Origin of the sequence: Micromonospora sp. NPDC048868 (assembly GCF_043198195.1) — a bacterium.
Taxonomy (GTDB): Bacteria; Actinomycetota; Actinomycetes; order Mycobacteriales; family Micromonosporaceae; genus Micromonospora; species Micromonospora reichwaldensis.
On sequence record NZ_JBICUN010000003.1, the window covers coordinates 41,547 to 63,876 of the forward strand.

The 22,330-nt window shown below is 72.9% G+C and carries 15 protein-coding genes and 1 pseudogene; 9 read left to right on the plus strand and 7 right to left on the minus strand.

The features are described 5' to 3' along the window. The first annotated feature begins 104 nt into the window (after window positions 1-104). Entirely contained in the window at window positions 105-1,487 is a 1,383-nt protein-coding gene (locus ACGFNF_RS05270; RefSeq protein WP_393165904.1) for a hypothetical protein, read from the plus strand. 159 nt (window positions 1,488-1,646) lie between these two features. On the opposite strand, the gene ACGFNF_RS05275 is transcribed toward ACGFNF_RS05270, so the two are convergent. Continuing rightward, window positions 1,647-3,152 carry an aminopeptidase P family protein gene (locus ACGFNF_RS05275; protein ID WP_311414521.1) on the minus strand — a complete coding sequence of 502 codons (1,506 nt, stop codon included), beginning with the start codon at window positions 3,150-3,152 and terminating at the stop codon, window positions 1,647-1,649. A 351-nt stretch (window positions 3,153-3,503) separates the two neighbouring features. Between ACGFNF_RS05275 and ACGFNF_RS05280 the strand changes: the two genes are divergently transcribed. Next, complete coding sequence (locus ACGFNF_RS05280) at window positions 3,504-4,529, plus strand: alpha/beta fold hydrolase (protein ID WP_393165906.1); 1,026 nt, start codon at window positions 3,504-3,506, stop codon at window positions 4,527-4,529. A gap of 209 nt (window positions 4,530-4,738) precedes the next feature. Here the strand turns inward: ACGFNF_RS05280 and ACGFNF_RS05285 are convergent, their stop codons facing one another. The 4 genes and pseudogenes from ACGFNF_RS05285 to ACGFNF_RS05300 all read right to left on the minus strand — a co-directional run. Beyond that, window positions 4,739-5,170 carry a hypothetical protein gene (locus tag ACGFNF_RS05285; RefSeq protein WP_393165908.1) on the minus strand — a complete coding sequence of 144 codons (432 nt, stop codon included), beginning with the start codon at window positions 5,168-5,170 and terminating at the stop codon, window positions 4,739-4,741. Window positions 5,171-5,393: 223 nt separating this feature from the next. Next, window positions 5,394-6,113 (minus strand): hypothetical protein, encoded by a 720-nt coding sequence (locus ACGFNF_RS05290; RefSeq protein ID WP_393165910.1) that lies wholly within the window; start codon window positions 6,111-6,113, stop codon window positions 5,394-5,396. Beyond that, entirely contained in the window at window positions 6,106-6,441 is a 336-nt protein-coding gene (locus tag ACGFNF_RS05295) for an RNA polymerase sigma factor (RefSeq protein ID WP_393165912.1), read from the minus strand. The genes ACGFNF_RS05290 and ACGFNF_RS05295 overlap by 8 nt, the downstream gene beginning before the upstream one ends. An 86-nt stretch (window positions 6,442-6,527) precedes the next feature. After that, window positions 6,528-6,686 (minus strand): annotated as a pseudogene (locus ACGFNF_RS05300) (RNA polymerase sigma factor); the annotation flags it as partial. Window positions 6,687-6,857: 171 nt separating this feature from the next. On the opposite strand from ACGFNF_RS05300, the gene ACGFNF_RS05305 reads away from it, so the two are divergent. The 3 genes from ACGFNF_RS05305 to ACGFNF_RS05315 all read left to right on the plus strand — a co-directional run bounded on the left by ACGFNF_RS05305 (window position 6,858) and on the right by ACGFNF_RS05315 (window position 11,562). Then, a complete protein-coding gene (locus ACGFNF_RS05305) occupies window positions 6,858-8,678 on the plus strand; it encodes a glycoside hydrolase family 3 protein (RefSeq protein WP_393165914.1) in 1,821 nt (606 codons plus the stop codon). A 14-nt stretch (window positions 8,679-8,692) separates the two neighbouring features. Beyond that, the gene (locus tag ACGFNF_RS05310; RefSeq protein ID WP_393165916.1) at window positions 8,693-10,498 is read left to right on the plus strand and encodes a serine hydrolase; all 1,806 of its coding nucleotides are present in this window, start codon (window positions 8,693-8,695) and stop codon (window positions 10,496-10,498) included. A gap of 707 nt (window positions 10,499-11,205) precedes the next feature. Then, on the plus strand, window positions 11,206-11,562 hold the full coding sequence (locus ACGFNF_RS05315; protein WP_393165918.1) for a winged helix-turn-helix domain-containing protein: 357 nt from the start codon (window positions 11,206-11,208) through the stop codon (window positions 11,560-11,562). Window positions 11,563-11,652: 90 nt separating this feature from the next. On the opposite strand, the gene ACGFNF_RS05320 is transcribed toward ACGFNF_RS05315, so the two are convergent. Further along, window positions 11,653-16,035: a S8 family serine peptidase gene (locus ACGFNF_RS05320; RefSeq protein WP_393165920.1), complete on the minus strand. Its 4,383-nt coding sequence runs from the start codon at window positions 16,033-16,035 to the stop codon at window positions 11,653-11,655. A 357-nt stretch (window positions 16,036-16,392) separates the two neighbouring features. On the opposite strand from ACGFNF_RS05320, the gene ACGFNF_RS05325 reads away from it, so the two are divergent. Then, window positions 16,393-16,872 (plus strand): winged helix-turn-helix domain-containing protein, encoded by a 480-nt coding sequence (locus ACGFNF_RS05325; protein ID WP_393165922.1) that lies wholly within the window; start codon window positions 16,393-16,395, stop codon window positions 16,870-16,872. On the opposite strand, the gene ACGFNF_RS05330 is transcribed toward ACGFNF_RS05325, so the two are convergent. Then, the gene (locus ACGFNF_RS05330; protein ID WP_393165924.1) at window positions 16,864-17,631 is read right to left on the minus strand and encodes a YqjF family protein; all 768 of its coding nucleotides are present in this window, start codon (window positions 17,629-17,631) and stop codon (window positions 16,864-16,866) included. The genes ACGFNF_RS05325 and ACGFNF_RS05330 overlap by 9 nt on opposite strands. A gap of 242 nt (window positions 17,632-17,873) precedes the next feature. On the opposite strand from ACGFNF_RS05330, the gene ACGFNF_RS05335 reads away from it, so the two are divergent. From ACGFNF_RS05335 to ACGFNF_RS05345, 3 genes are read left to right on the plus strand one after another with little or no spacing between them, the layout of a single operon-like run. Further along, complete coding sequence (locus ACGFNF_RS05335) at window positions 17,874-18,647, plus strand: sigma-70 family RNA polymerase sigma factor (RefSeq protein WP_357578555.1); 774 nt, start codon at window positions 17,874-17,876, stop codon at window positions 18,645-18,647. A 24-nt stretch (window positions 18,648-18,671) separates the two neighbouring features. Beyond that, the gene (locus ACGFNF_RS05340; protein ID WP_357578554.1) at window positions 18,672-19,253 is read left to right on the plus strand and encodes a hypothetical protein; all 582 of its coding nucleotides are present in this window, start codon (window positions 18,672-18,674) and stop codon (window positions 19,251-19,253) included. After that, the gene (locus tag ACGFNF_RS05345; protein WP_393165926.1) at window positions 19,246-22,320 is read left to right on the plus strand and encodes a CHAT domain-containing protein; all 3,075 of its coding nucleotides are present in this window, start codon (window positions 19,246-19,248) and stop codon (window positions 22,318-22,320) included. Before ACGFNF_RS05340 ends, ACGFNF_RS05345 begins: the two co-directional genes overlap by 8 nt. Window positions 22,321-22,330: the final 10 nt, after the last annotated feature.

Below are 22,330 nucleotides of genomic sequence, written 5' to 3' on the forward strand. Positions count from 1 at the left end.
CCGCCGGCGAAGCTCGACCGGCGCCGGATGACGACCGCCGCCGCACCCCCTGCCGGCCCCGCCCGCCCCGAACCGGACGCGCCCCCGCCCCGAGAGGACACACCATGACGACCACCCGGCCGCCCGCAGTGAGCAGGTCGCCACTGGGCCGCGCGTACGCCGAGCACGTCGCGCGGAGCGCGTCGACGGACGACCCGACGGCCGCCGCCCTGGACTCGGTCATCCTCGAGCCGTACCGGGACCGGTTCATGAGCGCCCCCGCCTTCCTGGCGGAGAGCGAGTGCCGGGCCGTCGCCCGGGACCTGCGCACGGTCTACGACCTGCTGCGCGCCCTGCCGGAGCGGGTGTTCGACGGGGACCTCACCGCACTGGCCGAGGCCGTCGGCATGGATCCCCGGCAGACGGCGCTGATCACGCGCGGCGCCCGCGTCGGGTCGCTCGTCCCGCTGGGCCGCGCCGACCTCTACCACGACGGCGCGGGGTTCCGGCTGCTCGAGTTCAACCTCACCAGCGCCCTCGGCGGCTTCGAGTCCGCCGACATCAACCGGGCGATGCTGGCGTACCCGCCGCTGCGGGAGTTCGTGGACCGGCACGGGCTCCGGTACCCGGACACGCTGGGCTGCATCGTGCGGATGATGTACGCCGAGTGCGCCGCGATGATCCCCACGGACCGGCCGCCCGTCGTCGCCGTGGTGGACACGACGGAGAACTACTCCATCGTGGGCGGCCGGCTCGAGGTGTTCGCCGAGCTGCTCGCCGGGTACGGGATCGAGGGGATCGGCTGCCACCTCGGCCAGTTCACGTACCCGCAGGGCCGGCCGACCGTGGCGGGCCGCGCCGTCGACGTCGTCGTGCGCTACTTCCTGCCCGAGGACCTGGCCGACCCGACGGCGGCGGCCCAGGTGGAGCCGCTGCTCGTCGCCGCGGAGCAGGAGAAGGTCGGCCTGTTCAGCCGCCTGGACGCCGAGCTCTACGGCAACAAGGGCACCCTGGCCATGCTCTCCGACGACCGGCACCGGCACCTGTTCGACGCCGACGAGCTGGCCTGCATCGACCGGCTCCTGCCGTGGACCCGGCACGTCCGCCCGCGCGGCACCGATCCCGAGGGGGCCGAGGTCGACCTGCTCGCCTACGCCCGGGCCCGGCAGGACGAGCTGATCCTGAAGCCGACGCTGCTGCACGGGGGCAACGGCGTACTGGCCGGGTGGACGGTGGGCGGCGACGAGTGGCAGGCCCGGCTCGACGCCGCGCTGGACGGCCCGTACGTGCTGCAACGCCGGGTCCGGCCCGCCGCCGAGCCGTTCGCCGACGGCGCGGGCGGCGTGCGGGACCTCTACCTCAACTGGGGGGTCTACCTGGCCGACCGCGACGTCGTCGGCGAGGACGGCTACGCCGGCTGCCTCGTCCGTGGCAGCACCGACCCGGGGGTCGGGGTGGTCAGCATGGCCGGCGGCGCGAAGATCGGCTGCACCTTCCACGGCGGCTGAGCGCCGTCGCCGGCCGGGTGGGGCCGTCGCGCGCGTACCGCCGCCCGCCGGGCACCGGATCGCGGTGCCCGGCGGGCTCAGCGGTGCGCGACGGCCGGTGCGGCCGGCACGAGCGGGCGCTGAGCGCCCGCACGTGCCGGCCGGTCGGTCGCGGGGTGCTCAGGCACCCGCGCCGGAGCGCACCCGGTCGATCCAGGCCTCGACGTCGTCGGCGGTACGCGGCATGGCCGACGACAGGTTCTCGTGACCGTCCTCGGTGACCAGCACGTTGTCCTCGATCCGGACGCCGATGCCGCGGAACTCCGCCGGCGCCAGCAGGTCGTCGGCCTTGAAGTACAGGCCGGGCTCGACGGTCAGGATCATCCCGGGCTTCAGCTCGCCGTCCATGTACTCCTGACGCAGCAGCATCTGGCAGTCGTGCACGTCCATGCCCAGGTGGTGGGACGTGCCGTGGACCATCCACCGCCGGTGCCAGCCGCCGCTCTCCCGGTCCAGCGTCTGCTCGAGGGTCACCCCCTCCGGCAGCAGCCCCCACTCGTGCAGCCGTCGGGCGATGACCACGTTCGCGGCGGCGTGGATGTCGCTGAACTTGTTGCCCGGCTTCACCGCCGCCAGGCCGGCCTCCTGCGCCTCCAGGACCGCCTCGTAGATCTTGCGCTGCACGTCGGTGAAGCGGCCGGTCACCGGGAGGGTGCGCGTGATGTCGGCGGTGTAGAGGGAGTCGACCTCGACACCGGCGTCCACCAGGATGAGGTCGCCCTCGCGGACCGGACCGGTGTTCTTCGTCCAGTGGATGGTGTTGGCGTGGTCGCCGGACGCGCAGATCGTCTCGTAGCCGATGCCGTTGCCGTCGTGGCGGGCGTACAGGCCGAAGAGACCCTCGACCCACCGCTCGCCGCGCTCCTTGCCGACGGCCTCGGGCAGCCCGGCGATGATGGCATCGAAGCCCCGGTGGGTGGCGGCGATCGCCTTGCGCATCTCGCCCACCTCCCACTCGTCCTTGCACAGTCGCATCCCCGACAGGTGGCGGGCCAGCTCCTCGTCCGCCTCGTGCTGCTGCGTGACCGACGCGGGCGTCTCCGCCTGGGCCCGGGTCTCGTCGACGAGCCGGGCGAGCTCGCCGTCGGCCCCCCGCACCACGCGCACCACGGTCGCGCCGGCGTCCTTGGCCAGGACGTCCGGGAGCGAGTCGATGTGCCGGGTGCCGATGCCCAGCCGCTGCTCGATCTCGCGCATCGTCGGGCGGGGTCCGACCCAGAACTCGCCGAACCGGGAGTCCGCGAAGAACTCCTCGCTGTCGCGCGGCGCGAGCGGCCGGAAGAACAGGATCGCCTCGTGGCCGTCGGGCCTGGGGTCCAGCACCAGGACGCTGTCGGGCTCGGTGTCGAACCCGAGACCGGTCAGCCAGGCGAAGGCCGTGTGCGGGCGGAAGGTGTAGTCGGTGTCGTTGCTGCGCACCTTGAGGCCGCCGGCGGGGATGATGAGGCGCTCGCCCGGGAACCGGCGTGACAAGGCCGCCCGGCGGCGGGCCGCGTGCTCGGCGACCTCCGCGCGCGGGACAGGTGCCGCATCCGTAGTGGCCCAGCCGGAGGCGATGAAAGCGCGGAATGCGTCGCTCGTCGGGGTGTTACGGTGGCTGGCTTTCACCTGCTCGTCGCTTGTCATGGCCGATATCCTGCCACGCGCTACGGAGCCACGGCAAAGCTGCCGCGACCCTCGACTGTGGCCCTGGAGCGCCGCGACGGCAGGCGTGGTCGCGGTCGTCACCGCCGGGCGTCCGGCGCGGAAGCGGGTATCGACGTTTGTGTCCACGGCACGGGCCGGAGAGTTTTGCCGAAACGCCACAATCGATCGACGCCTTGACATCCGTTGTAACATTTCCGGAGCCGCTCGATCGGCATCCGTGGCGCGCTTGTGAACGCCGCCGTTTCCGCTTTGTTTGATCCGACCGTCCGATGCGGTCGCCAACTCACGGAAAGCGAAGTGTCCATGCAATTGTCTGCGTTGAGTTCTGCGGTGAAGACAGCTTTCGGCAGTGATTCGCGTCGTCGGGGCAGGCGGATCGCCGTCGCGGCCGCGCTCGGGGTGGCGCTCGTGGGCGGGGCGGGCGCGGGTGCCGCGGCCGTGGCCCCCGCGCCGCTGCCGGAGCCGGCCGCGGCGCCCGTCGGCGGCCACGCCGTACGCCAGGGCAACGTCACGGTCGACGGCGCGAGCCTGCGTTACACCACCAGCGGGAGCGGCTCGCCGCTGGTGCTGCTGCACGGCTGGCCGCAGACGTCGTGGGTGTGGCACAAGGTGCTGCCCAGCCTCGCCCAGCAGCACACCGTGATCACGTTCGACCTGCCCGGCCTGGGCGCCTCCACGGCCCCGGCCGGCGGCTACGACAAGGCCACCACGGCGCGCCGGATCCGGCAGGCGGTCAACCAGCTCGGCTTCACCCAGGTGGCCCTGATCGGTCACGACCTCGGTGCCATGGTCGCCTACAACTACGCCCGCGACTTCCCCACCGAGGTCACCCGGATCGGCGTCGTCGAGAGCCCGCTGTCGGGATTCGGACTGGAGAACTTCTACGGGATCAGCTGGCACTTCCTCTTCAACGCCTCACCCGCGCCCATCCCGGAACGCATCATGGACAACGAGGACGTCCCCACCTATCTGGGAATGCTCTTCGACCGCGCGCAGCATCCGGAGGCGATCGACCGCAACGTCTACTACCGCGCGTATTCCGATCCGGCGAAGCGGACGGCGGGATACGAGTACTACCGGGCGTTCAAGGCCGACGCCGCCGACAACCAGGCCCACGCCCAGTCGAAGCGCCTGACCATTCCCGTGATGGCCATGGGCGCCCAGTCCGTGTTCGGACCCGCCGTCGCCGCCTCCTACCAGCAGGTGGCCGACGACGTCCGCACCGTCGTGGCCCCCGACACCGGCCACTGGATCGCCGAGGAGAACCCGACCTTCTTCAGCGCCTGCGCGTTGCTCTTCTTCGGACCCTCCACCGGCACCCCGTCCAGCCCTGAACTCACCAACTGCGCCCCCTGACCGAGCCCCTCCCGCACGTACCGCGCCACGGCGGGGGCGACCTGCGTCGACCGGGCCGGCGGTGGCGACGCCGCTGTCCCCTCCGGTCGACCCGGCTGCCCCCGCCGTGGCGTCGGCGCACCTCGCCGGCCCGGCCCGTGGAGATGTGATCGCGGACGAGTGGGAGCGGCGGCGTCCGACGCCCCCGGCACAGTCGGGGGCCCGTGGGCCTAGCTGTCCGCGTAGACGAGGTCCAGCACGTCGGTGCGCCCGGACCAGCGCAGTTCGAGGTGCCAGCAGCCGGCCCGCGGCAGGTCGACGATCGACGGCCCCGGACCGCCGGCGACCTCCCGGGTCACCCGGGTTCCGGCGCCGTCCAGGGTCGCGGTGATCCGCAGGGCGTCCGGGGTGGTCGCGGCGGGGGGCGTCGCGGCGGGACGGGCGACCCAGAGGATCTTGTTGTTCGTCCCGTGCTTCCTGGACCGGCTCAGCGGGTGTCCGAACAGCACCGCGACGATCTCGCCGCGCGCGCCGAGGACGTGCGGCATCCGGGTGCTCCCGCTGAACCCGGCGTCCGCCCAGTCGGGCAGCGGCCCCGTCTCGACCCGGGAACCGCAGCCGTCGGTGACTGCCCTCCCGGCCGCGCCGGCCGACGCCGTCACGGCCGGAGAGACGGTCTGCGGGGCGGGCGGAGAGGCGGCCGGCGGGGCGGGCCGTCCCGCTGTCGTACACCCCGCCACCAGGACCACTGCCCCCAGCAACACCCTGCGCGCTGAACCCATCTCACGCCTCCCGACGACCTGCTCGTGCTTTCTCACTGTCGGGACACCGGCCGGCTCCCCCGGGTTCCCGACCCGGGCCTGCGGGGTGGCCAGCACGACCTCCCTACCCCAGCGACCTGGCGATCTCGATCGCCTCGGGCCTGGTGAGGTCGCCCTCGATGCGGTAGCTGACGTCGCGCCCCTGCCAGATCAGGGTGGCGGCGGCGAGCCGCGCGGTCTCCACCCGGACGGTGCCGGCGCGATCCACGTAGGAGACCGGGTGCGGGGCGCCGATCCAGACGGCGAAACCGCCGTCGACCTGGACCCAGCTGGCACCCGCCGCGCTGCTCTCCTTGTGGAAGGCCAGGTCGAGGCGGCCGTCGAAGGCGTCGATGCGCAGCGCTCCCCCGCGGTAGAGCAGCGTCGCCACCCGGCAGAAGCCCGCACCGTCCGGGTCGGCGACCAGCACCTGCTCGGGCGGGCCCAGCTTCGTCGGGGTGCGGACGGGGAAGCGCACCTTCCGCTGCGCCTCGGCCACGGTGGCGGGCCGCTGCGTCGGCAGTGGGGAGGCCGCGCCGGTGGGGCGCGCCGGGTCGGGCGTCGTGGCGATCGTGATCCCGGCGAAGCGCAGCAACCCGGCGGCGGCGTCGGCGAGGGCGGCGCGCCCCGGCGGCAGCGCCGCCACGACCAGGGCGGCGAGGGCCGCGGCGACGAGGTGGCGCCACCGGCGTCGTTTCGGCGGGGGCGCGGCGAGGCGTGCGCGTACCCGGGCGGTCACGTCGGGCGGGTCGGGCGTCTCCAGCCAGGTGTCGAGGTCGCGCAGTTCGCGTTCGAGGTCATCCACGGCGCACCTCCGCGACGTCGAGCAGGCCGCGGAGCTTCGCCAGTGCCCGGGAGGTCCGCGACTTCACCGTGCCGCGCGGCCAGCCCAGCATGGTCACGGTCTCGTCCTCGCTGAGGTCGAGGAAGAACCGGCACACGATCACCTCACGGTCCTTCACCGGCAGCGAGCGCAGGGCCCGCACCAGGGTGGCCCGGCGCTCCCCGGCGAGGACGGCCTCGACGGCGGCGTCCTCGCCGATCTCCGCGGGCGGGTTCGCGACGGCCGCACGCAGGGCGAGCCCGTCGCGCCGGCCGCGCGACCGGTGCAGGTTGCGGGTCTCGTTGGCCACGATCGCCAGCAGCCACGACCGGAACGACGCCTCTCCCGGTAGCGGGAGATCTTGCGATGACCCTTCACGAACGCCTCCTGGATGACGTCCTCCGCGTCCGGACCCGCGCCGAGCAGCACCGCCGTCCGATACGCGGACGTGGTGTGCCGGGCGACCAGGAGTTCGTACGCCTCCAGGTCGCCCGCCCGGGCGCGGGTGACCAGGTCGTCGTCGTTCAGGGGTACCTCCGATGGGGACACGTTCATGACACCACCGGCGCCCTGCGGGTTCCGTCGCGTCGCGAAAGACGTGTCCGGCCGCGTCCGTCGCCGTCCCGCCGTCCGCGCCGGAGTTCGGCCCGGCCTGTAGCAATCCTTCTTGACGATTCATCGATGCGTAGCTAAGTTTCAGCCACCCGGACTGAGAGGTCGTCGTCGATGAAGGCCCGACTCGTTACCGCGACCGTCCTGGTGGTCACCCTGTCGACCACCCTCGCACCGCTGCCCGTCCAGGCCTCCGCCGCGCCCGCGCGCTCACCGGGCGACGAGCACGGCTGGGTCACCTCGACACTGCGGCACATGAGCCTGGCGCAGAAGGTCGGCCAGCTCTTCGCCACCTACGTCTACGGCGCCGACGCCACCGAACCCTCGGCCGCCGACCGCGCCGCCAACCGCGCGGCGTTCGGCGTCGAGACGCCCGCCGAGGTCGTCGACGAGTTCCACCTCGGCGGCGTCTGCTACTTCTCGTGGTCGCACAACCTGGACAGCCCGCGCCAGATCGCCACCCTCTCCAACGGGTTGCAGCGGGCCGCCGTCGGCGACGGCACGAAGGGGCGGGTGCCCCTGCTCGTCTCCACCGACCAGGAGCAGGGCGTGGTGCTGCGCATGCCCGCCCCCGCCGCGCAGTTCCCCGGGTCGATGGCCCTGGGCGCCGGGCGGTCCCCCGCCGCCGCGCGCGAGGCCGCGAAGGTCACCGGACGCGAGCTGCGCGCGGTCGGCATCCACCAGCCGTACGCGCCGATCGCCGACGTCAACGTCGACCCCGGCAACCCGGTGATCGGCGTACGGTCCTTCGGCGCCGACCCCCACCTGGTGTCCGAGCTGACCGCCGCCCAGGTCGCCGGGTTCCAGGACGGCGCCGGCGTGACCGCGGTGGCGAAGCACTTCCCCGGCCACGGCGACACGGCCACGGACAGCCACACCGACCTGCCGGTCATCGACCACACCCGACAGGAGTGGGACCGGATCGACGCGCCGCCGTTCCGGCGGGCGATCAGCGCCGGCGTCGAATCGATCATGACGGCGCACATCGTGGTACCCGCGCTCGACCCCTCCGGCGACCCGGCCACGCTGTCGCCGACGATCCTCACCGGCGTGCTGCGCGGCGAGCTCGGTTTCCGGGGGGTCATCGTCACCGACGCGCTGAACATGGCCGGCGTGCGGCGCAAGTACGGCGACGACCGGGTGCCCGTGCTGGCGCTCAAGGCCGGCGCCGACCAGCTCCTGATGCCGCCGGACCTGCGGCTGGCCCGGGACGCGGTGCTGCGGGCCGTCGCCACCGGCGAGCTGACCGAGCGGCGGGTCGACGAGTCGGTCCGGCGCATCCTCGCCATGAAGTACCGGCAGGGCCTCGCCCGGTCGCCGCTGGTCGACGTCGAGCAGGCCGTACGGACGGTCGGGGCGCCCGAGCACCTCGCCGCCGTCGCGCGGGTCACCGACCCGACCCTCACCGCCGTCCGCAACGACGCGGGGCTGCTGCCGCTGGACCCCGCACAGCGCTCGGTGCTGGTCACCGGCTGGAACAGCGCCGCCTTCGCGCCGGTCGAGACCGTCGCCGACGGGTTCACCGCCCGCGGCGCCCGGGCCACCGCCCGGCCCGCGACCCTGCCCTCGGATCAGACGATCGCCGCGACGGCCGCGCTGGCGGCCGGGCACGACCTCACCGTCGTGCTGACCAACAAGGCGTGGGACACGACCGTCACCGATCCGCGCGGCACCCAGCGGCGTCTCGTCGCCGCGTTGCTCGGCACGGGCAAGCCCGTGGTGGTGGTCGCGGTGCGGGACCCCTACGACGTCGCGTACCTGCCGGGCGTGACCACCTACCTGGCGACCTACTCGTACACGCGGGCGGCGATGGACGCCCTCGTCCGCGCGCTGCACGGCGAGTTGTCCCCCCGTGGGCGGCTTCCCGTCACGATCCCCACGGCCGAGGGCGCGGGCACCGTGCTCTATCCCTACGGCCACGGCATGAGCTGGTAGGGAGGCAACCCACCATGTCGTCGCTCCGCCCACCCGCGCTCCGACCACTCGCGATCGGCCTGACCGTGGCCGTCCTGGGCGCGGCGCTGCCGGCCACGGCGGCCTCGGCCACGCCGCCGCCGGCCGGCTCGGCGCCGCCGGTCGTCACGCCCGCCGACATCCACTTCCGGCACGACACGCTGCGGCCCGGCCACGCCCGCCAGGTCGGTCTGCTCCCCGAGCACGTGGACCGCATGCCCGCCGACCTGGCGGCGTACCTCGAGCCGACGCCGGACCACCCCAACCATCCCGCGTACGCGGGCGCCGTGGTCCTGGCGGCCAAGGACGGCGTGGTCGTGCAGCACGCCGCGGTGGGTGCCGCAGCCAAGTACGCCGCCGTCGGCCCGCCGCCCGGGCTGGCAGGGGTGGAACTCCCCGCCGACGAGCAGATCCCGATGCGGCCCGACACCATCTTCGACCTGGCGTCGGTGTCGAAGCTGTTCACGACCATCGTGGCCATGCAGCAGGTCGAGCGGGGACGGGTGGACCTCGACGCGCCGGTCGCCCGGTACGTCCCGGAGTTCGCCGCCGGCGGCAAGGCGGCGGTCACCGTACGGATGCTGCTCACCCACACCTCGGGTCTGCCCGCCTTCGTCCCCCTGTGGAGCAGGTACCCGACGCCGGCGGAGCGGTTCGCCGCCGCGCTCGCCACGCCGCTCGCGCCCGGTGCGGAGCCCGGTACCCGGTACGTGTACTCCGACCTCGGGCTGATCGCGCTGGGTGTGCTTGTGGAACGGGTGACCGGCCGCCCGCTGGACGCGCTCGTCGCCGACGGCGTCACCGCCCCGCTGGGCATGACCGACACCGGCTACAACCCGGGGCCGCAGCGGCGGTCGCGGATCGCCGCCACCGAGTACCAGCCGTACGCCGGACGGGGCATGGTCTGGGGTGAGGTGCACGACGAGAACGCGTGGTCGCTCGGCGGCGTCGCCGGGCACGCGGGGGTGTTCTCCACCGCGGCGGACCTGGCCGTGCTCTGCCAGTCCCTGCTCAACGGCGGCGAGTACCGGGGGCGGCGCATCCTGCGGGCGGACACGGTGCGCGCGATGCTGGTCAACTACAACGCCCCGCTGGAGCAGGCCTACCCCGAGAGCGATCGCGGGCTGGGCTTCGAGCTCGACAAGCACTGGTACATGATGGGGCTCTCCTCCCCGGTGGCGTTCGGGCACACCGGTTTCACCGGGACGTCGATCGTCGTCGACCCGCTCTCCCACTCGTTCGTCATCCTGCTCAGCAACCGGGTGCACCCTGACCGCGGCTGGGGCAGCAACAACGTCGCCCGGCGCGCCGTCGCGCGCGATCTCGCCGAGGCGATGCCGGTGCGACCCCGGTCCCGCGAGGCGTGGCGGGCCGACCCGCGCGACCTCGCGACCGTCACCCTCACGGCCCCGCTGCGCCGGGCGGCGCGGGGCGGCACGGCGAGCTTCCTGTTCTGGTACGACACCGAGCCCCGCTTCGACAGCGCCCGCTTCGAGGTCTCCACCGACGGCGGAGCGACGTGGGCTCCGGGACGCCTGCTGCTGCGCCACGCCGACCGGCGGTGGAGCAGCGACGGCACGGTCACCGGCCACGGCGGCCGGGTCTGGTGGCAGGTCTCGGTCGAGTTGCCCGACCGGGCGACCCACCTGCGCTTCAGCAGCACCACCGACGCCTCCAGCCAGGGTCGGGGCGTCTACGTCGACCGGATCGTGGCGGCGGACCGGGACGGGTTGCTCTTCCAGGGCGAGGGCGCCGACGCAGCCCGGCTCGTTCCCGTCGGCTGGTCGCCTGCCCGCGCCTGACCGGGCCCGGCCGGCGTCGCCCGTGCCACCAGCGCCGGCACCAGAAGCTCACCGCCCGGCCGGCGCCGCGGCGTCGGCCGGAGTCTCGAAATCGCCGGCGGCGCCGGCCGAGGCGTGACGATTCGCCGGACCGACGCGGGGTTTCCGAGCGCACCTGCCGGGCCATTGTCGGTCGTCGAAACCGCGCGTCCGAAGAGCACATCGCGCCGAACAGGGTCAAGCCACCATGAAGGGCCACGACCCGACTCGGCCCGCCGAATGCAGTCAATTTATCGACGCCTACGCGTCACCGTTTTTAACCGAAGCGAGACGAGCCACCACTAGGGTCAGTGGACCTATTGATCGGCGTCGTGGCTGAATCTGTCCCCGGGTTGGGTGGGGAACCGGAAGGGGTGGGAATGAGGGGGGTGGCTCCGCTGGTCATCGGCATCGCCTCTTCGCCGGCCGAACGCAGGCAGCTCGCGCGTCTGCTCGGTGGGACCGAGGCGTTCCTGATCGTCTCGAGCGTCGACCAGGCGCGCACGTTCCTCGGCGTGCCCGGCACACCTGTGCTTCCGCCCGCGCCCGTCGTGACGGCCCCACGCGTCGTGACGGCCGAACCGGTCGTGACGGCTGGACCAGTGGCAGTGGGCCCTGTCGTGACGGCCGAACCGGTCGTGACGGCCGGACCAGTGGCAGTGGGCCCTGTCGTGGCAGCCGAACCGGTCGTGACGGCCGGACCAGTGGCGGTCGGCCCTGTCGTGACGGCCGGGGCCGGGCATGGCATCGGGGCGCCGCCGACCGACCTGAGCGTCGACTCCGACCGCCGGGTGCTGCGCTGGCTGGACCGCGAGGTCGAGTTGACCCGCCTGGAGCACGACTTCCTGCGGTGCCTGGTCGGCGCGCCCGGGCAGGTCTGGACCTACGAGCGGCTGCACCTCGAGGTCTGGGGCAACGTGCACCTCGGGCGGGGCTCCGACATGCACTCGGTGGTGCGCAGGGTGCGGCGCAAGCTCGCCCGGCTGGGTGCCTCGGCGTCGATCCACGCGGTCCGGGGGGTCGGCTTCCGTCTCGCGTCGATCTGACCCGTCCCGCCTCTTCGAGGCCCCCTCCGACGCGGTCCGGCCCGCCTGGTCGCAACCCGGCGGGCCGGATCTGTCAGCTGACGGTCGGCGTCAGCAGCGCACGGGAGACAACGCGAAGTCCTCCACCGTGGGGGTGGTGGTGTTGATCCTCGTCTGCCGGGTCTGGGGCTTCCAGCCGTCCTTGGCGACGATCATCGTCAACGGGTTGTTCCGACGGTCCATCCAGTAGGCGTACTTGCCCTCGGCGTCCGTGGAGAACGTCCAGGACATCGCCCACGAGTCGACCTGCACGGTGGCCCCGGGGAGCGGCGAGCTGGCACCCTGGCAGCTCGTCCCGGTGACCGTGCCCATCAGCTTGCCCCAGGTGGTCGGCTGCAGCACGTTCATCGTGACCGCGACCGGCTCCACCGTGTACGGGGTGTTCTCCTTGATGGCAACCGAGGCGGTGTAGGTGCCGGGCTGGTCCACGTTCGCCGTCATGCCGACGTTGACCGTGACGGCCTCGCCCGGCGCCAGGGTGGCCGCCGTCTTGTCGATCGTCATCCAGCTGACGTCGGCGGTGCTGACGGCGCACTCCTCGAACCCGGGCAGCGCCTCGCTGTCCCGCGTCGCGGTGAAGCCGCCGGAGGAGCCGCCGACCTTGTAGAAGCCGCACGCCGCGCCGCCGCGGTAGCGCGCCGTGTTGGCGTTCGGCAGGCTCGACCACGAGGAGGTGGCCGGGTCGTAGGCGAAGCCCACGTTGGTGATGGCGCCACCCTGCGAGCCGCCGACGACCAGGAACTTCCCGTTGGCCACGGCGAACGAGCTGGCCCAGTTGTCGGCCGGCGCGTCGGCGATGGCCGTCCAGGTGTTGGCGCCCGGGTCGAAGGCGTAGCTCGCCTTCTGCGCCGCGGAGCCGTCGTTGCCCCCGGTGCAGTAGACGATGCCGTCGATCCCGCCGCAGGAGAGGAAGGCCACCGACTTCGGGTAGTCCGCCAGGGTCTCCCAGCTGTCGCTGGCCGGGTCGTACCGCACGACGTCGTTCGACATCGGCGTGCAGGACGCCGTGGTGCAGCCACCGACGGCGTACAGCTTGCCGCCCGCGACCGCCTGACCGGCGGCGGAGCGCGGCGCCGGGTTGTCGGCCTTCTCCGTCCAGGTGTTGGCCGCCGGGTCGTACGACCAGGTGGTGCCGTCCGGGCCGGCCGCCGCCCAGCCGCCGGTCGCGATGATCTTGCCGTCCAGGACGCCCACCGTCATGGCGGTACGCGCGCCGGGCAGATCGGCGATCGCGGTCCAGGTCTGCGCGACCGGGTCGTAGGCGTAGTTCTTCGCCGAGGACGCCGAGCCGGTGCCGCCAGCGATGGAGTACACCTTGCCGCCCAGGTTGACCACCCGGTTGTCCATCACCACGGCCGGGTAGTTGGCGATGTCGGTCCAGGGCGCGGCCTGCGGGCCGGCCTCGGGCGACGCCGCCGCCGTCGACTTGCCGGACGTCTTCGCCGCGAACGAGGTCGGGACCTCGAGCCGCTGCACCGGCGCGCCCTGGGAGCCGAGCACCTCCTGCTTGCTCATCCGGGACCCGTCGGCCCGCAGCAGCTCGAACCCGCCGGGACGCTCACTGAACTCGACGGAGACCGGGGCCCCGCCGGTGTTCGTCACCGTGAACGCCTTGGTGACCTTGCCGCTGGGCATCCGGGCCGTGCCGGTGACCTGGGCCGGCTTGACCGACAGGCGGCCGGCCGCGAGCTGGAAGTTCGCCGCCGTGGCCCAGTCGGCCTGGACGTCGACCTGCTTGCTCTGGCTGACGTAGTTGCCGGCCCGGGCGGTGAACTTGTGGGTGTCCGTCAGCGTCGAGAACAGCCAGTAGAAGCCGTCCCCCAGCCCGGTGTCGTCCGGGGTCGCCACGGTGGTGGCCTTCTCCGCCGGCCGGTCGTCGCTGGTGACGGTGGCGCCGTTGACGTAGCCGTTGTCGTTCTTGTCGCGGACGTGGCCGAGCACCAGACCGCCGTCGATCGGCGTGCAGGTGAGCTGGCTGCCGATCAGGACGTTGTCGATCGACCACCACCACTCGTACGAGGCGTCGTAGTAGCGGAACCGGACCCGCGCCTGGGCCTGGCCGGCCGCCTGCGGGATGGCGACCTCGGTCACCTTCGGGCCGCGGACGTCGGCCGCCTGCCGGAGCACGTTGGTCCACGTGGTCCCGCCGTCGAGGCTGAGGTCGACGTCGGCGCGGTCGCTGCCCAGCCAGTTGTAGTCCTGGTTGAACCGGATGACCGGTGCGGTGACACCGGTCAGGTCGACGACCGGGCTGACGAGCGAGGTGTCCTGCTTGCCGCCGGAGCCGTACTCGTCGCTGTCGACGATCGCGAAGTTGCCGGTGCCGCCGGTCAGGTTGCCCCGGGCGCCGTCGTCCGTGAACTTCCAGACCTGGCCACTGGCGGCGTGGTCCATCACGGACCAGCCGGCCGGCACGGTGCTGCCGTCGAAGGTCTCGTACTCGCCGTCGGAGCCGAAGCGGTAGCCGGGTGCGGTCGTGCAGGCGTTGGTCTGCACCGGCACCGCCACGTTGGCCGTGGCGTTACCCGTGCCGACCACGACCTGCTTGGTCACCGTCTGGTAGCCCGGGTACTGCGACTCGACCTTCAGGTCGTAGGTGGCGCCGGCCGGCAGCTTGAGGCTGTAGCGGCCGTTGACGGGGGTGGTGTAGTCGGACACGCCCGACTGGCCCTGCACGGTCACCTTGGCGTAGAGCGGCCAGCCGTGCCCGGAGCCGTCGGTGACGGTGCCGCTGACGGTGACGCTCGGCACCGCCGTCAGCGCCACGTCGACGGTCGTGGTCGCGTTGCGGGCGACCGTGGCCGGCGTGGTCTTCGCCTGGTAGCCGAACGCCGCCACGGCGACCTGGTAGTCGCCGGCCGGGAGCAGGGACGAGTACGTCCCGTCGGCCCCGGTGGTCAGCTCGCGGTCCGCCGCGCCGGTCAGGGTGACCGTCGCGCCGGCGATCGGGGCGCCGGTGGTCGCGTCCGTGACCTTGCCGGCCAGGGTGCCGGTGTCGCCGATCGGGGCGGCGCTGAGCAGCGCGAGCGCGTCCAGGCGGCCCTCGCCGAACACGTTGTTGTCGTCGGTGGTGCCGCCGCACTGGGTGTCGGCCTTGTCGGTCGCCGAGTTGTCCAGCAGCGCGCGGGTGGCGTTGACGTCGCCGACGAGCGCCGGTGCGGCGGACCACAGCAGCGCGATCGCGCCCGCGAGGTGCGGGGCGGCCATCGAGGTGCCGTTGTAGCTGGCGTAGCCGCCACCCGGAATGCTCGACCGGACGTTCACGCCGGGCGCCGCGATGTTGGGCTTGATCTCGCCGTTCTGGCCGGCGCCGCGGGAGGAGAAGCTGGCGATGTTGTTGTTGACGTCGTAGGCGCCGGCGGAGTAGTTGCTGACCAGGCTGCCCGGTGAGCCGCTGGTCTGGCAGGCCGATCCGCTGTTGCCGTTGGACCAGACGCCGAAGATGCCCGACGCGGTCCAGGCCAGCGTCACGTCCTCCATGAACGGGTCGTTGGAGGGCAGCGTGGTTCCCCACGAGTTGTTGATGATGTTCGGGCGCTTGCTCGCGTCAGGGTTCTGGCCGTTGAGGTCCGTCGGCTCGAGCATCCACTGGCCGGAGGTGACAAGCGCCGCGTCGCTCGGGCAGCAGCCGTTGGCCGCGATCCACTTCACGTCGGGTGCGACGCCGATCTGGTTCGCACCGGCGGAGCCGGCCATCGTGCCCATCGTGTGCGTGCCGTGGCCGTTGGTGTCACAGGGCGCGGCGCAGGAGCCGGTGGCGCGGTACCAGTTGTAGTTGTGGTCGAACGTGCCGTCGCCGTTGTTGCCCCGGTAGGAGTTCACCAGCGCGGGGTGGTCGAACTGGACCCCGGTGTCGATGTTCGCCACCGTGATGCCGGCGCCCTTGGCACCGTACTGGGACCAGACGTCGTCGGCGTTGATGTTCGCGATGCCCCACTCGAGGGCGTTCACCGTCTTCTCGTCGGTGCCCTCGGAGACCTCGGGCACCTTGTAGGCGACCGGGGCGTACAGGCCCTCGACCTCGGCGTGCGCGGCGAAGCTCTGCGCCATCGTCAGGGAGCCGCCGCTGACCTTGATCGCGTTGGTCGCCCAGAAGGTCTCGTACTTCGTGCCCGTTCCGTCGAGCTCGGCCCGGATCTTGGACTGGCTGCCGGCGGCGGTCTTCTTCAGGGCGTCGGCGACGGCGGTGCCGCGCTTGGCCCAGTCCTTGATGGCGGCGGCCTGGCTGAGGTCCGCCTTGTCCTTGAAGCGGATCCAGAAGTCGCCCTCCGTCTTGCCCTGGAGTGCCTTCGTGAGCTCCGGCCGGATCTTGTCGGACGGGGAGGCCTGTGCGCCTGACCCTGTCGCGGCCAGGCCTGTCGCGGCGAGGATCATCGCCGCACCGGCGCTGACCAGGGATCTGGCCCAGCGCCTGGTGGGTGGACGTGTGAACATTCGGTGGTGCCTCCTCCAGAACGACCCAGAGTGGAACGAGCCATGGTGGAGGGTGCAGGGGCTCGTCTCCGTTCGGATGAGCGGGATCCGGCCCCTCCATGCCCCCCAAGGCACCGCGCGGGTCACGCCGGCTGCCCGTCTGGACACTATGATCGACAAGAATGGACGATCAAGAACTTGCCGTAAGCAATTTGTCACTAGCCGTTGGCCGGCGAATGGGGAGCCTGCCAATGATTGTCATGGTCCTGACGAAGATGGGCAGAGGCTGTCCATAGTTTCCGGGTGGGTGCTGTGGGGGCACGCGACGAAAGCACTGCGTCGGGCGGACCAGATCCGGCCGACGAACCATTTCCGCTGGTGATCGCGGTGACGCCGTCGGCGGCCGAGCGGATACGACTCGCGGAACGGCTGGACGGGGTCGCGCCGCTGCTGCTGGTCGCCGACCTCGACGAGCTGCGCCGGCTGATCGCGGTCCCGTCGGGGCCCGCCCCGACACCGTCCGCGCGTCCGCCGAGCGCCGACGACGACGCGCTGCTGATCGACTCGGCCCGGTCGACGGCCCGCAGCCGGGGCCGCGAGATCGGTCTGACGCGCCTCGAGCACGACCTGCTGGCCTGCCTGACCACCGAGCCGATCCGGGTGTGGAGCTACGCCGAGCTGCACCGCTCGGTCTGGCGTGACGAGGGACGGGAACGCAGGGCGGACGTGCAGTCCCTGGTCAAGCGGCTGCGTCGCAAGCTCCACGAACTCGGCACCGGGGTGGCCATCGACGCGGTGCGCGGCGTCGGGTTCCGGCTGACCGACCATCAGCAGCCGAAGGTCAGCGGTTCAGGATGACTGCCTGACTTGGGCAGCGCGGGTCCGGCCCCGCGCGACCGGCGGGCCGAACCGGACCGGGACGCCGGGGGAATACAGCACGCTCACCGGCGCCCCGGCGGGCGGCGGCAGCCCGGCGGCGGCGACCAGTTCGTCGTCCAGGTGCAACAGCTCCGCCCGGTGCAGCGGCCAGCGGGGATGCCAGTTCGGCAGGTGCAACGTCCGCCCGTACGCCCGGGTGTGCAGCCCCCAGCGGGCGGTGACGAAGTGCTCCAGCGGGGTCGGCTCGGCGACCGGCTCCCCCACCCGCACCACCATGCGGCTCGCCGCGCCCACCGGGCCGGGCCAGCGGCGCCGGCACCGGTAGGTGTAGCGGTCGCCGTCCCGGTCCAGCCGCATCGCCGACCACATGTACGGCAGCCCCAGGGTCACCCGGGCGACCAGCACCGGGACCAGCCGCGACGCGTCGAGCGAACGGAACACCACGGCCCGCCGGCCGGTGTCGTCCACCGAGTAGAGCCGGACGTTGGTCTCCCAGAAGCTGCCGAAGTACGGGATCCCCGGCCCCCGGCCGAAGCCCAGCCCCACCATGCGGAAGCCGATCAGCCCGACGTAGCTGACCCCGTCGAGCGTGTCGGGACGCGTCCCGGCGGGCAGCAGCGGCGCGACGCGCTCCGGCGCCACCGCCCAGTGCAGGAACGTGAGATCGTCCCAGCGTTGCCGCAGGATCGCCCGCGGGAACGCCTGTCCGGGGGCGGCGTCGATCGGCTCGGTGTCCACCTGCCCATCCTGCCCGCAGCCGACAGGCGACGCCGAGCGGGCAGCCCTCGCCCTGATCGCTGCCCTGCCACTTTCGTCCGGCAAACCGGCGGACGGCCGGTTGATCGGTGGCTGTCCCACACCGGTCGCCGTGGGACGGGATTGCTTCCCGACCTGCCGTGGCCGGAAATCGTGTTTGCACGCTTCCGGGGTCCGGCGCGTGATGTTCGTGTCCGGAGCTGAAGCAGAAGGCGGGAGGCGACATGGCTGTCGAGGAGGCGCCGCGGTCGCGGCGGTCCGATGTGGTCGGGGCGGTCGGGATCTTCAACGTGGCTCTGGTCGGGCTCGCCGGGTTGTACGCGGCCACCAGCTCACTGTGGCTGACCGGAGCCGGCGGGGCGGTGGCCGCCGGTTTGGCCGGGGCGTACCTGCTCTCCGGCAGGCACGACCCGGCGGCCGCGGTGCTGGCGGAGGCGGGCTTCGCGGAGCTCGCTCCCGCCGCTCCGGACACCACGCCCGACGACGGAGAGGGCAGTGCGCAGCTGATGGAGGAAAGAGACGATGAGCGTACGGACTTCGCGGAGTTCTTCCGCGCCGAATACCCGAGGCTGGTCTACACGGTCATGCGGCTCGGTGCCACCGAAGCCGAGGCCGAGGACGTCGTCGGCGATGTGCTGACGCGGCTCTACGCGCGATGGGGAAGCATCGAGGACCCGGCGCCCTACGCGTACCGCTCGGTGGTGAACGGCTACCGCAGCAGCCTGCGCTCGGCGGGCCGCACCGTGTCGCTCGACGCGGTCGGGGCCAGGCTGCCCGGGGTGGACGGTTCGGACATCGGCCAGCGGGAGCGCCGGATCCTGGAGGCCGTCGACCGTCTGCCCGCCGCCCAACGGGTCGTCGTCGCCCTGCACTACGCGGGTCTGTCGAACGCGGAGATCGCCGAGGCGACCGGTTCCGTGGCGGAGACGGTGCGCTCCAACCTCCGTCACGCCCGCAAGCGGCTCAAAGCGCTGCTCATCGCGGACGACCTGCTCTGATCCTGCTCTCGTAAGGAGACAACCGTGTTCGACCACCACAACGACGAATGGAACGACGAAGCGGAGGCGGCGGTGCGGGCCGCCGACGACGCGGCGATCGAGGCGTTGCGCGCCCGGCTCGACGTGGAGGGCCGGCTCACCGAGGTGCTGGCCCGGGCCGAGGCCGAGCGCGCGTTCGCCGCCGGCACCCGGGAGGTGCTGGCGTCGTGGACGCTGGCGCTGAGCCCCGCGACCGTCCGCTCGGCCGGCACCCGACGGCGGATCGTCCGCAACGTGGAGAACGCCGAGTTCTTCACCGCCGCGGTGGGCAGGCGACGAGCCGGACTGGATCCGTGGCCGGATGTCGCGCTCGTGATCGACCAGGACCGCGCCGAACTGCGGGTCGTGCTCTCCCTGCCCGACCGGCCACCGGCGGGCACCGGCCTGGTCGTGGTCGCCCACCACGGCTCGTGGAGGGCCGAGGGCGCCCTCGCCCCGGCCGGCGAACCGCCCGCGGACGGCTTCTGGCCGGTCGATCTCACCTGCCGCATCGCCCTTCCCGCCGACGAGCCGGACGTGGTCGCCGGGCTGGCCGTCGACCTGTTGGTGGTGCGGGCAGGTGACTAGCGCCTCGACGCCTGACTGGGCCGCGTTCGTCGTGGACGTGCTGGCCCTCCCCGGGGGACCGACCAGATCGTCCACGCTCGCCCAGGTCTGCCTGGCCGCCGATCCGACGATGGCCGAGTCGGGCGGCCCGGGCCGTCCACCGGGTCGTCCGCCGGTGTCGGAGGTCCGTACCGCGGCGGCCGCCCTCGCCGGCTCGGTGGCGGCCCCCACCGACCGGACACAACGCAGCCAACGGATCGTCGCCCTGGTCTTCCGCACGTGGCAGCCGCAGATCCGGCTCGACTCCGCCGTTGCGAACGCCGACATCGACCACCGGGCCGACGAGTGCGCCGAGGCGGTCGCCCTGGCCCGGGAGGAGGGCGACCCGCTGCTGCTCGCGTGGTCGCTCGGCCACCTCAGCCGGGCCCTGCGACAGGCACACCGCTGGTCGGAGTCGCTGGCCGCGACGACCGAGGCCGCGTCCCTGACGGAGGGACCGGCCGACCCGACCCCGGGCCCGTGGGCGGCGGCGCCGGACGCCGTCGCGGAGTCACCCATGGTGGTCCGCGCGGTGCTCGCCTGCCGGGCCTTCAAGGACATGGGCATGGTCGCGGCGTCGCTCGGCGACATCGAGCTGTGGCGCGACGCCATCGACCGGATGACACCGCTGGCCGAGAGCCTGGTTCCCGTCCGGCCGTCGCTGCTCGCCGAGGCGTTGTCGCATCGCGGGGGGCTCGCCAGGCACATCGGGGACCGGGACGGCTTCCGGGCGGTCGAGGCCAGGCTGCGGTCCTGGGCGGAACAGAGCGGCCTCAACCGGGCCCATCGGGCGTGGCTCGCCCAGGCGGCCTACAACGCCGCGCACCTGCACGACCACTCTCGCGCGTACGAGCTGCTGCGGGCGCGGCTCGTCGTCAGCCTGCAGGGCGTCGGGCTCGAGGGCGAGCCGACGCCGGCCTCCGTCGGCGCCCTGGTGCCCGAGTTGCGCCGCCGTGGCCTGCGGTCACGCCGGATAGCGGTGGGCAACTCCGCCTACGACTGCGCGGTCCAGCTCTGGAAGACGCGGTCACAGCTGAGCGTCGAGCGGTGGGAGCTGGCCTCGGCGTGGCTGGACGTGGCCGAATCGGCGTACTCCGGAGACGGCCGCAACGGACTGGCGGCGGTGCGGTTCACACGGGCGCGGCTGTTGGCCTGCCACCCCACCGCGGGCGACCCACTGCGCGCCGCCGACCTCGCCCTGGCCGCGGGGGCGACCGGGGTGCGGGCGGGCCTCATGGTCAACGCGGCGGTCGCCGCTGCCGAGTGGTGCGCTCCGGGCGACACCCGGGTGTTCGACCGGCTCACCGAGCTGTCCGAGCGGGCGACGCCCCGGCACCGGGGCGTGCTCAACTACGCCCTAACGTGCTGGCACCGGCGGGTCGCCGAGGACGCCGACACCGCGGAGGGCACGGCGCGGGCCTACGCCGACGCGGAGACGGCTGCCTTGGCGTCATGCGCCGACCTGGAGTTCGACGGCGTGGTCGTGGACATGGAGAAGGCCGCCAGGAGCTGGTGGACCGCGGCGCTGGCGTGCAGCCTCAGCGGCCGGACGGAACCCGACGAGGTGCCCGCCACGACGCTGCGGCGCCTCCTGGCGGCCGTACGGTGTGTCGCCGAACTGTTCATCGGGGTGTCCGACCTCGCCGAGCGGGCCGCGCTAGGCCAGCAGTTCGGCGGGCTGTTCCGGGAGGCCGCCGACCTGGCCGTGCGCCTGGGTGACGCGACGGCGATGGACAGGATCATGGAGGCGGTACGCCGCGACCGCGTCGGCGCCCTGATCAGCGACCTGGCCCGCAGCCCGGCCGTCACCGACGCGGTACGCCGTGCCGCCGAGTCGGTCATCGCCGCCAACGCGGCCCGGCCCGCGCTGCCCGAGACCGAGATCCCGCCCGCGTCCGAGTCGCGGGTGCTCAGCCGCACCGCAGACGCCATCGCGGAGACGAGACGCCGCTCGGTCAGCCAGGCCGACCGCATCCTCGGGGTGCTGAGCGCCCTGGCCGACGGACGGGGTCTGCCCGACATCGACGCCCGGAGCGTCCTGGAACTCTGCCCACAGCACGACGTGAGCGCGGTGCTGCAACTGCTGGCGTCGGAGGTGTCCGCGCTGGGCGGCGGGACTTCGCCGCGCGTGCTCTACCGGAGACTCACCTGGCGCGACGGCGACGGAATTGTCCACGAGCACACCGACGCGGTGCCGCTGCCGTTCTCGCCGGCGCGGATGACCCCCGACCAGCCGGGCTACTGGTTGGTCCTGGCACGGTTGACCCGGATCCTGCTGCCGGAGCCGCTGCTGGGGCTGACCGCCGGCAGTGCCCCCGTACGCCTCATGATCGTGCCGACCGGGCTGTTCGACATCGCCTTCGACGTCTTGCCGCTCGACGGTTCCCGCCAGCTCGTCGACGCCGCGGTCGTCAGCGTGCACGCCTCGCTCACCACCATGACGCACCTGCTGAGGCGGGCCGTGGTGCCTGCGGTGCAGCCGTCCATCGCCGTCTACGACCTGGACAGACTGACCCACACCGAGCCGGAGTTCCGCTCGCTGGAGAGCTACCTGCCGCCGCTGTTCGAAGTGACCTCCCGTGCGGTGCTGGTGAGCACGCTGGGCTCGGGCGAGACCACCGGGTACCGCATGCTCGCGCTGGCCGTGCACGGTACGGACGACGTGACCGACGGGTGGGGGCAGAGCAAGATCCTGCCCGACGGGACCGAGCTCACCGCCGCCGAGGCCATGGCACTGTCCTTTCCCCAGTTGTGTGTGCTCGCCTCCTGCCACTCCAGCGTCCGGCTGCGCGGTGGCGTCGAGCTGGCGGGTTTCCCGCTCGCCCTGTTCGCCCGCGGCGCCACCACGGTCGTCGGCAGCCTCCACGAGATCGACGACGAGAGCACGTCGCAGGTCATGCAGCGGTTCTGGAAGCACATGGGCGACGGCACCGACCCGGTGCGGGCGCTGCGCGACGCCAAACTCGGCTGGCTCGCCGAGAAACCCGACCGACGGCTGACCCCCCGGCTGTGGGGTGGCCTCGTCGCGCTCGGCGGCGCCCACTTCTGAGAGGAGACCC

What these genes read in the sequence shown, in the direction of transcription:
- ACGFNF_RS05320 (WP_393165920.1), bottom strand. Translation starts at nt 16,035, where the DNA reads ATGTTCACACGTCCACCCACCAGGCGCTGGGCCAGATCCCTGGTCAGC.
- ACGFNF_RS05270 (WP_393165904.1), top strand. Translation starts at nt 105, where the DNA reads ATGACGACCACCCGGCCGCCCGCAGTGAGCAGGTCGCCACTGGGCCGC.
- ACGFNF_RS05335 (WP_357578555.1), top strand. Translation starts at nt 17,874, where the DNA reads ATGGCTGTCGAGGAGGCGCCGCGGTCGCGGCGGTCCGATGTGGTCGGG.
- ACGFNF_RS05310 (WP_393165916.1), top strand. Translation starts at nt 8,693, where the DNA reads ATGTCGTCGCTCCGCCCACCCGCGCTCCGACCACTCGCGATCGGCCTG.
- ACGFNF_RS05275 (WP_311414521.1), bottom strand. Translation starts at nt 3,152, where the DNA reads ATGACAAGCGACGAGCAGGTGAAAGCCAGCCACCGTAACACCCCGACG.
- ACGFNF_RS05305 (WP_393165914.1), top strand. Translation starts at nt 6,858, where the DNA reads ATGAAGGCCCGACTCGTTACCGCGACCGTCCTGGTGGTCACCCTGTCG.